The sequence below is a fragment of the Vicinamibacteria bacterium genome (assembly GCA_035620555.1).
Lineage (GTDB): Bacteria > Acidobacteriota > Vicinamibacteria > Marinacidobacterales > SMYC01 > DASPGQ01.
In genome coordinates this window covers 1-7,599 of record DASPGQ010000377.1, presented here as the reverse complement: position 1 = coordinate 7,599, position 7,599 = coordinate 1, and the positions used below count along the sequence as shown (strand labels likewise).

The 7,599-nt window shown below is 63.9% G+C and carries 7 protein-coding genes; 6 read left to right on the top strand and 1 reads right to left on the bottom strand.

What is annotated here, in order from left to right:
- Positions 1–38: 38 nt before the first annotated feature.
- Genes VEK15_15215 through VEK15_15205 form a run of 3 tightly spaced genes read left to right on the top strand, consistent with a single transcriptional unit; the run spans position 39 to position 2,928 of the window.
- Entirely contained in the window at positions 39–911 is an 873-nt protein-coding gene (locus VEK15_15215) for a nitrilase-related carbon-nitrogen hydrolase (protein ID HXV62047.1), read from the top strand.
- Positions 908–2,287, top strand: a complete 1,380-nt coding sequence (locus VEK15_15210; protein HXV62046.1) for a solute carrier family 23 protein — start codon at positions 908–910, stop codon at positions 2,285–2,287. Before VEK15_15215 ends, VEK15_15210 begins: the two co-directional genes overlap by 4 nt.
- The gene (locus VEK15_15205) at positions 2,284–2,928 is read left to right on the top strand and encodes a class I SAM-dependent methyltransferase (protein ID HXV62045.1); all 645 of its coding nucleotides are present in this window, start codon (positions 2,284–2,286) and stop codon (positions 2,926–2,928) included. The genes VEK15_15210 and VEK15_15205 overlap by 4 nt, the downstream gene beginning before the upstream one ends.
- A 24-nt stretch (positions 2,929–2,952) precedes the next feature.
- Here the strand turns inward: VEK15_15205 and VEK15_15200 are convergent, their stop codons facing one another.
- Positions 2,953–3,429: a hypothetical protein gene (locus tag VEK15_15200; protein HXV62044.1), complete on the bottom strand. Its 477-nt coding sequence runs from the start codon at positions 3,427–3,429 to the stop codon at positions 2,953–2,955.
- A 283-nt stretch (positions 3,430–3,712) separates the two neighbouring features.
- On the opposite strand from VEK15_15200, the gene VEK15_15195 reads away from it, so the two are divergent.
- From VEK15_15195 to asnB, 3 genes are all read left to right on the top strand, one after another.
- On the top strand, positions 3,713–4,513 hold the full coding sequence (locus VEK15_15195) for a glycosyltransferase family 2 protein (GenBank protein ID HXV62043.1): 801 nt from the start codon (positions 3,713–3,715) through the stop codon (positions 4,511–4,513).
- Positions 4,510–6,216, top strand: a complete 1,707-nt coding sequence (locus tag VEK15_15190) for a glycosyltransferase family 39 protein (GenBank protein ID HXV62042.1) — start codon at positions 4,510–4,512, stop codon at positions 6,214–6,216. Before VEK15_15195 ends, VEK15_15190 begins: the two co-directional genes overlap by 4 nt.
- 9 nt (positions 6,217–6,225) lie before the next feature.
- The coding region (gene asnB, locus VEK15_15185) for an asparagine synthase (glutamine-hydrolyzing) (GenBank protein HXV62041.1) at positions 6,226–7,599 on the top strand (1,374 nt) is incomplete at its 3' end.

Sequence of the window (7,599 nt, the reverse complement as noted above, 5' to 3'; positions counted from 1 at the left end):
TTGGCAAATGTTAGCTTTCCGCGGAACAGGAGGGTAGCGTGTCCCGAATCGTGAAAGGCGGTCTCATTCAATGCCGCAACCCAATCAACGACGAAGCGCGTCCCGTCCAGGAGATCCAGGCCGCCGCCCTCGAGAAACATCTTCCCTTCATCGAGCAGGCGGGCCAGGCGGGCGTACAGATTCTCTGTCTCCAGGAGATTTTCAACGGTCCGTATTTCTGCCCGTCCCAGGATGCGCGCTGGTATGACGCTGCCGAGCCGGTGCCCGGTCCGACGACCGAGGCGCTCGTGCCCTACGCAAAGAAATACCGTATGGTCACGATCATTCCTGTCTACGAGCGCGAGCAGGCGGGCGTTTATTACAACACCGCCGCGATCCTCGATGCCGACGGCCGATATCTCGGCAAGTACCGCAAGAACCACCTGCCCCACACCGCCGGCTTCTGGGAAAAGTACTTCTTCAAGCCGGGGAACCTGGGCTACCCGGTATTCGATACCGCCTACGGCAAGGTGGGCATCTACATCTGCTACGACCGTCACTTCCCCGAAGGCGCCCGTCTTCTCGGGCTCAAAGGGGCCGAGATCGTGTTCAACCCGTCGGCGACGGTGGCGGGGCTCTCGCAATACCTCTGGAAGCTCGAGCAACCGGCACACGCGGTGGCCAACGGCTACTTCATGGGCTGTCTGAACCGGGTCGGGGAAGAGCCGCCGTGGAAGATCGGCAAGTTCTATGGCCACAGCTACTTCGTGGATCCACGGGGGAAGATTCTCGCCGAGGGAAGCGAGGACGAGGACGAGCTGGTGACGGCGGAAATGGACCTCGACCTGATCGAGGAGGTGCGGCGCGTCTGGCAGTTCTACCGCGATCGCCGACCCGAGACCTATCAGGAAATGACGGCGCTGCTTCCTTGAACCGCCGGCTCATCTATTCGATCGACGACAATCCACCATGGGTGGAAGCTCTACCTCTGGGCTTCCAGCACTACCTGACCATGTTCGGCTCGACGGTCGCCATCCCACTCATACTGAGCGAGCCCCTAGGGCTTTCGGGAAGGCCCATCGAGCTCGGATGGCTGATCGGGACGATGTTCTTTGTCAGCGGACTCACCACCCTGATGCAAACCACATGGGGCAACCGCCTGCCGCTCGTCCAGGGCGGGACGTTCTCGTTCCTCGCCCCCACGTTTGCCATCTGTGGTATGGCCGCCCTCGCCGAAGCGGGATGGGAGATGCGCCTTCGACACGTTCAGGGAGCCATCATCGCCGGTTCCTTCTTCGAGATCGCGATCGGGTACTCCGGACTCATGGGAAGGATCCTCCGTTTCGTCGGCCCCATCACGATCGCACCGACCATCGCCCTCATCGGTCTCGCGCTCTTCGGGCTCGGCGCGCCCGAGGCGGGAAAGCACTGGGGAATCGGCGGGCTCACCATCGCCCTCATCGTGATCTTCAGCCAGTACATGCGAAGGACGCACCGGGCGTTCGAGCTATTTCCCATCATGCTCGCCATCCTGCTTGCCTGGGGCGTGGCGGGGATCCTGACGATGACCGGGGTTTTTCCCGAAGGGCACGCGGCTCACGTGTCGATGGACAACGTGCGCTCGGCTCCGTGGATCCGGGTTCCCTACCCCTTTCAGTGGGGCTGGCCCGTCTTCGGCCTGGCGGCCACGGTGGGAATGCTCGCCGGATATCTCGCATCGATGGTGGAGTCGGTGGGGGACTACTACGCCTGTGCGAGGCTCGCCGGAGCTCCGGTTCCCACGCCGTCCACGGTCAATCGCGGCATCGGAATGGAAGGGCTGGGGTGTTTTCTCGCCGGCGTCTTCGGAACGGGAAACGGAACGACTTCTTACAGCGAGAACATCGGCGCCATCGGTTTGACGCGGGTCGGGAGCCGGCGCGTCGTCCAGTGGGGAGCGGCGTTCATGATCGTGCTCGGCGCCTTCGGTAAGTTCGGAGCGTTGTTCACCACCATTCCCCAGCCCATCGTGGGAGGGATGTACTGCGCGATGTTCGGTATGATCGCCGCCGTCGGACTCTCCAATCTCCAGTTCGTGGATCTGAACTCGGCGCGAAACCTGTTCATCCTGGGCTTTTCGTTCTTCATGGGGCTGTCGGTTCCCCAGTACTTCGAGGCGAGCCCGGTGAGCTTCGAACCGGCGTGGATTGGGGAAATCGTGAATACGCTCGGCCGTACGAGCATGGGCGTCGGTGCGTTCTGCGCCCTGGTCCTCGACAATACCATCCCGGGGACCGATGAAGAACGAGGGCTCACCGCCTGGCGATGAGCGAGGCGCTGTTACGCCTGGCGGCGCATTGGAGTCTCGACCGCCTCCTTTACCGAGTCTGGCGATACAACCCCCGCGGTCTCTACCGGCTCTACCAGCATCATCGTTTCGATCGCGCGTTGAACGTGGACACCCGGGGTTACGGAGATCTACGTTACGAGCCCACGCCGGCCGCGGCCTTCACCCGGATCCTCGAGTTCCTCGATATCGACTTCGCCCGCTACACCTTTATCGATATCGGTTCGGGCAAGGGGAAGGCGCTCCTGCTGGCCTCGGCGTTTCCCTTCCGACGGATGATCGGCGTGGAGCGCTTTCCCGAGTTTCATCGCATCGCCGAGCGCAACGTCGCCGGCTTTCCGCGCGTGGAGCTCGTTTGCTGTGACGCCGTCGACTATACGTTTCCCGAGGAGCCCAGCGTGGTCTACTTGTTCAATCCGTTCGGAGAGGATCTCCTCGAGAGAATCGTGAAGAACCTGGAGTGCTCGTTGGCGAAGGCTCCGCGGAGCCTGTTCGTCGTCTACTACGCGCCCATATTGAGACGCGGGTCGCCCTGGGATCGGAGGCGGGTCTTCGACTCGTCGCCGGCCTTGCGAATTCGGACGGACAACCGGGCCTTCACCGTGTACCAATCGTCGGAATGATTCCTGCTAGCTGACACCTGCTTGTCAAGGGATTGCCGACTTCGTCACGCTCTCGTCATCGACGAAAACGGTCTCGAAATCAGAGCCCGGCTCACCGACGACGAAAGTTCGTTTCGCGGTGCCCGAGCCCAACGTCTCGATCTTCATGTGAAAATGCGGCTTGTCGTAATCGGCGATCTCGATTCGGAGATCGAGCAAGAGGTCTCCATCGGAGGGACGTTTCTCGAAAGTAACTTCGATGACGTTCTCACCTTCGAGCAAGCTGAAGAAATGAGCCATGTCGTCGGGGGCCTGGCTCCGCATCGAATGGTCCTGGCTGAAGAGGCGAATCGACTGGCTCGCGCCGCCAACCAGATTGGTTAGCACGTTCCCGTTCAGGGTGACCCGAGTATCGTGTGCATAGGCGGTGAGGGTTGCGGTTGCGCTCAACTCCCCGGCGGAGACAGCGGTGAGTCCACAGGTGAGCATGCCGAAGAAGCTTCCCAGAGTTCTCGAACGCATCGATAAACCTCCTGCCGCGGCTCGGTGGACTGCCCACCGGCCCGCTTCGGGTAAGAAACGGATTGATCTGGAACTCCATAGATTCTACCTCATGTCGACTCGTCTCTGATGCTCAATGCCGTGGCGGGACCCGTAATCGCTCGTGCCGCCACGGCTCGGGCTGCTTACGGCGCGGCAGGCGCTCTGGGCTCGCTCCGCTCGCGCAGGCTGGACTGTACTTTTTCATCAGCCTGCCAGCGGCGTTCCGCCGGTGCGGAGGGTCCGAGTGCGGCGATAGACCCCTTTGCTGTACACTCCGCGCGTGTTCTCCGTCGTCGTGCCGCTCCGTGACGAGGTGGGCAACGTGCGCCCGCTCGTCGAGGAGATCTACCGAGTGCTCCCTCAGTATCGATTCGAGCTCATCTGCGTCGATGATGGTAGCCGCGATGCGACCCGCTCGATCCTGGAGGACCTGAGCGCCGGTTTCCCCAATCTCAGAATTCTTCGGCACGACAGCGGATACGGCCAGAGCGCCGCGCTCGCGACGGGAGTGCGGGCCGCCCGGGCCACGTGGGTCGTCACGATGGACGGGGACGGGCAGAACGATCCTTCCGACATTCCCCGGCTCTTCGACGCCTTGCACCAGTCTCCTCCGCCCACGATGGTCGTCGGGTGGCGTCGACGACGGAACGATCCCTGGCTCAAGCGCGCCGCTTCCCGGGTGGCGAACCTCGCCTACCGCTGGGTTCTGGGAGACGCAACGCCGGACGTTGGCTGCGGTCTGAAGCTTCTCCGGCGCGAGGATTTTCTCGAGCTTCCCTATTTCGATCACATGCACCGTTTCCTGCCCGCCCTCATGGTGGGCCGGGGTGGGCGGGTGGTCTCCGTGGAAGTGAACCATAGGCCGCGGCAGTCGGGCTCGTCGAAGTACGGGGTTCAGGATCGGCTTTGGGTCGGGATTGTCGATCTCCTGGGCGTGCGTTGGCTGAATCGAAGAGGGGGGCTGCACGTCGCGGTTTCCGAGCCGGTGGAATCGGCGCGGGACGCGTGGCAGGCGTCCGACCCCGAAGGACATCATGTGAGTCTGTCGGCGAAGAGCCAATGAGGCTGCCTTCCGCTAAGACGCTTCTCGCTTTCGGGTTCGCGGCGGGACTGATGTTCGGCCGGCTAGGGGAGCTCCCTCTCGTCGACCCGGACGAGGGGCGAAACGCCGAAGTCGCCCGCGAGATGGGGGCTTCGGGAAGCCTGCTCGTCCCCACGTATAACGGCATGCCCTACCTGGACAAGCCGGCTCTGTACTTCCTGTTCGTCGCCGCCTCGTTCGCCGGTTTTGGCCATTCCGAGCTCGCGGCGCGGCTGCCGTCGACCCTGTTCGCGATGGCTCTGCTCGTGGTCGTCTATCGCTTCGCTCGCCGCGAGTACGGCGAGCGCGCCGCGGGACTCGCCGTCGTGATAGCGGCATCGATGCCGCTCTTTCTGGCGTTCGGGCGGATCGTCATGTTCGACATGCCTCTCACCTTTTTCCTATGTGCGGCCATCGTCTGCGGTTACCGTGCCGAGGAGACGGATGGAGCGCGGAGACGACGCTGGTACCAGGCGGGAGCCGCGCTTTCCGCGGGGGCGACGCTCGTCAAAGGTCCGGTGGGTTTCATCCTGCCGTTTCTGGTGCTGTCGAGCTTTGCCGTCGTGGAACGCCGAAAAGGAGTCATGAGACGACTCCTCGCCCCCTCGAACCTGGCGATATTCATGGCGCTCGTTCTCCCGTGGTTCGTCGGGTTGAGCCTTTCGAGGCCTGATTTCCCCTACTACGGTCTGGTGAAGGAGAGCCTCGAGCGCTTCACGACGCCCGCGTATCAGCGGACCGGCCCCGTCTACTACTTCGTTCCCGTTCTCCTTGCTGCCTGCTTCACCTGGAGCTGCCTTTTTCCGGGAGGTGCGGTGCTCGCCTGGCGACGCCGCGCGAGCTTTAGACGAGCGGACCGGTTCCTGATCGTCTGGGCCCTGGTGGTGACGCTCTTCTTCTCGATTTCTCAGTCCAAGCTTCCTGGTTACGTCCTTCCAGCGGCGGTTGCGTTGGCGATGCTGCTCGCCCGTCTCTTCGATGGGGCTCTCGACCGCCCCCGAAGTGACTCCGCGCGGGTCGTTCGATGGGGGATGGCGGTGCTCCTGGTCGCGAGCACGACGACGGGTATGGCTGTTTTTCTAGACGCGCGGTCGCCGGACCCGCTGTTTTCCTACTTCGGCGAGCCCGGCCACGATTATCTGAGGGCCAGGGCGTACTTGCCCGAGCTCCTTCCTACCTTCGTTCTGCTAGCGATCGCTTCCGCCGTGGCACTCGCCGTCCGGAGGACCCGGTTCTCTCTCGGCGTTTTCTCGATGTTCCCCGTCTGCCTACTGACCGTTTCGTTCAGCGGGCTCGAGAGCTACGCCTTCGCCGCCTCTTCGGCCGGCCTCGCCGAGAGGGTCCGCTCGCTCGATGCCGATGCACGAGTCGGCTGCCTCGAGTGTTACCCGACGGGCCTGGCGTTCTATTTGCGCCAGCCCCTGTTCGTGGTGACGGCCGACGGTCGCGAAACCACGAGCAACTACATCCCCTTCTACCTCGCTCGTGAGGCCGAGTGGCCCTGTGAGGCGGTTCCCGTATCTCGGCTCGCCGGCTGGCTGGACGCGCGAAAGAGCGAGACGCTCCTTCTGGCTCGCAGGGACCGCTGGCCAGTTCTATGGCGGCTGGCAGAGGCGAGAGGTCTGGACGTGGTCACCCTGGGTCCCGAGTGGCGAGGGCTTCTCGTGCCACCTCCTTCTCCCTGAGCGATTTTCATGTGCGGTATCTGCGGCGTCGTGCGCTGGGACGGCGTGACCCAGACGCACGTCCAGCGAGCGCTCGCGATGCGAGGCTTGCTCGAGCACCGTGGCCCGGACGACAAAGGTGCAGAGGCGGACGAGCGAGCGGCGCTGGCCGCGACGCGGCTATCGATCCGCGGCTCGGAAGCAGGCCATCAACCTCTTCGCAATCCCGCGACGGGCGTAATGGCGTCGTGCAACGGCGAGATCGACAACCATCGTGACCTCAGGCGCTGGCTCGAGGCCCGCGGGCACGAGGTTGCGACCGGGAGCGACATGGCGATCCTCCCCTATCTCTACGAGGAGCACGGCGAGCGTTTCGTCGAGGAGCTCGAAGGTCCATTTGCCCTCGCCCTGTGGGATCCGCGCTCGGGCTTGCTGCTCCTCGCGCGCGACCGGGCGGGGGAGCGCCCGCTGTTCTATATCGAGAGGGACGACGAGGTCGTCTTCGCCACCGAGCTCTCGGCGCTGGCGCTCGACTCGGGAAAGGGATGCTGTCTCGACGAGCGGGCTCTCCGTCACTACCTTCGTTTCGGCCGTTTCCCCGCGCCGCTCAGCCCCGTACCCGCTATCCGGAAGGTCGCTCCCGCGGAAATCGTGTGCTTCCGGGAGAAGTCGGTCGAGCGACGGCAATACTGGCGCTGGTCGATGGGCACGCTTCCCAAGCGGGAGCCGAGCCTCGAGGCGTTCGATCGCGTGTTTCGAGAAGCGGTGGCGCGGCAGACGGACTGTGACGTGCCGTTCGGGATGTTCCTCAGCGGGGGAGTGGACTCCTCGCTGGTCGCCGCCGTGGCTCGAGAAATCCACCCGGAGAGAAGGCTTCCGGCCTACACGCTCCGATTTGGCGAAGCCTCGTATGACGAAGGGCCGGCGGCGGCCTCCGTCGCCGAACGGCTCGGTCTCACGAACGAGACCGTCTGGGTCAGGGCAGAGGACTTCCCTCCGAAGATCCGTGAGCTGGTCCGGCTCACGGGCGAGCCTCTCGGTGACCCGGCCTGGGTCCCGACGGCCCTCCTGGCGCAGCGCGCCGCGAAGGACGTCAAGGTGGTCCTCGTCGGCGAGGGCGGGGACGAGGTTTTCGGCGGCTATCCGACCTATGTGGGCGCGAGGCTCGCGAAGGTCTATGAACGGTTGCCCTCGCCGATTCGTCGCGCCTTCTCCCGATTGGTTCGTCGCTGGCCGCCGAGCGATCGGAAAGTCGCCCTGTCGTTCCTGCTGAAGCGTTTCGTCGAGGGAAGCGGCATCGAGCCGCTCGCCCGTCATCTCCTCTGGACCTCGGTCATTCCTCCCGCTGTGCTCGAACGCCTAGGGTGCCAGCCGTCCGGTCTCGATTCGGATCTCGATCGTGCC

What these genes read in the sequence shown, in the direction of transcription:
- VEK15_15205 (HXV62045.1), top strand. Translation starts at nt 2,284, where the DNA reads ATGAGCGAGGCGCTGTTACGCCTGGCGGCGCATTGGAGTCTCGACCGC.
- VEK15_15200 (HXV62044.1), bottom strand. Translation starts at nt 3,429, where the DNA reads ATGCGTTCGAGAACTCTGGGAAGCTTCTTCGGCATGCTCACCTGTGGA.
- VEK15_15190 (HXV62042.1), top strand. Translation starts at nt 4,510, where the DNA reads ATGAGGCTGCCTTCCGCTAAGACGCTTCTCGCTTTCGGGTTCGCGGCG.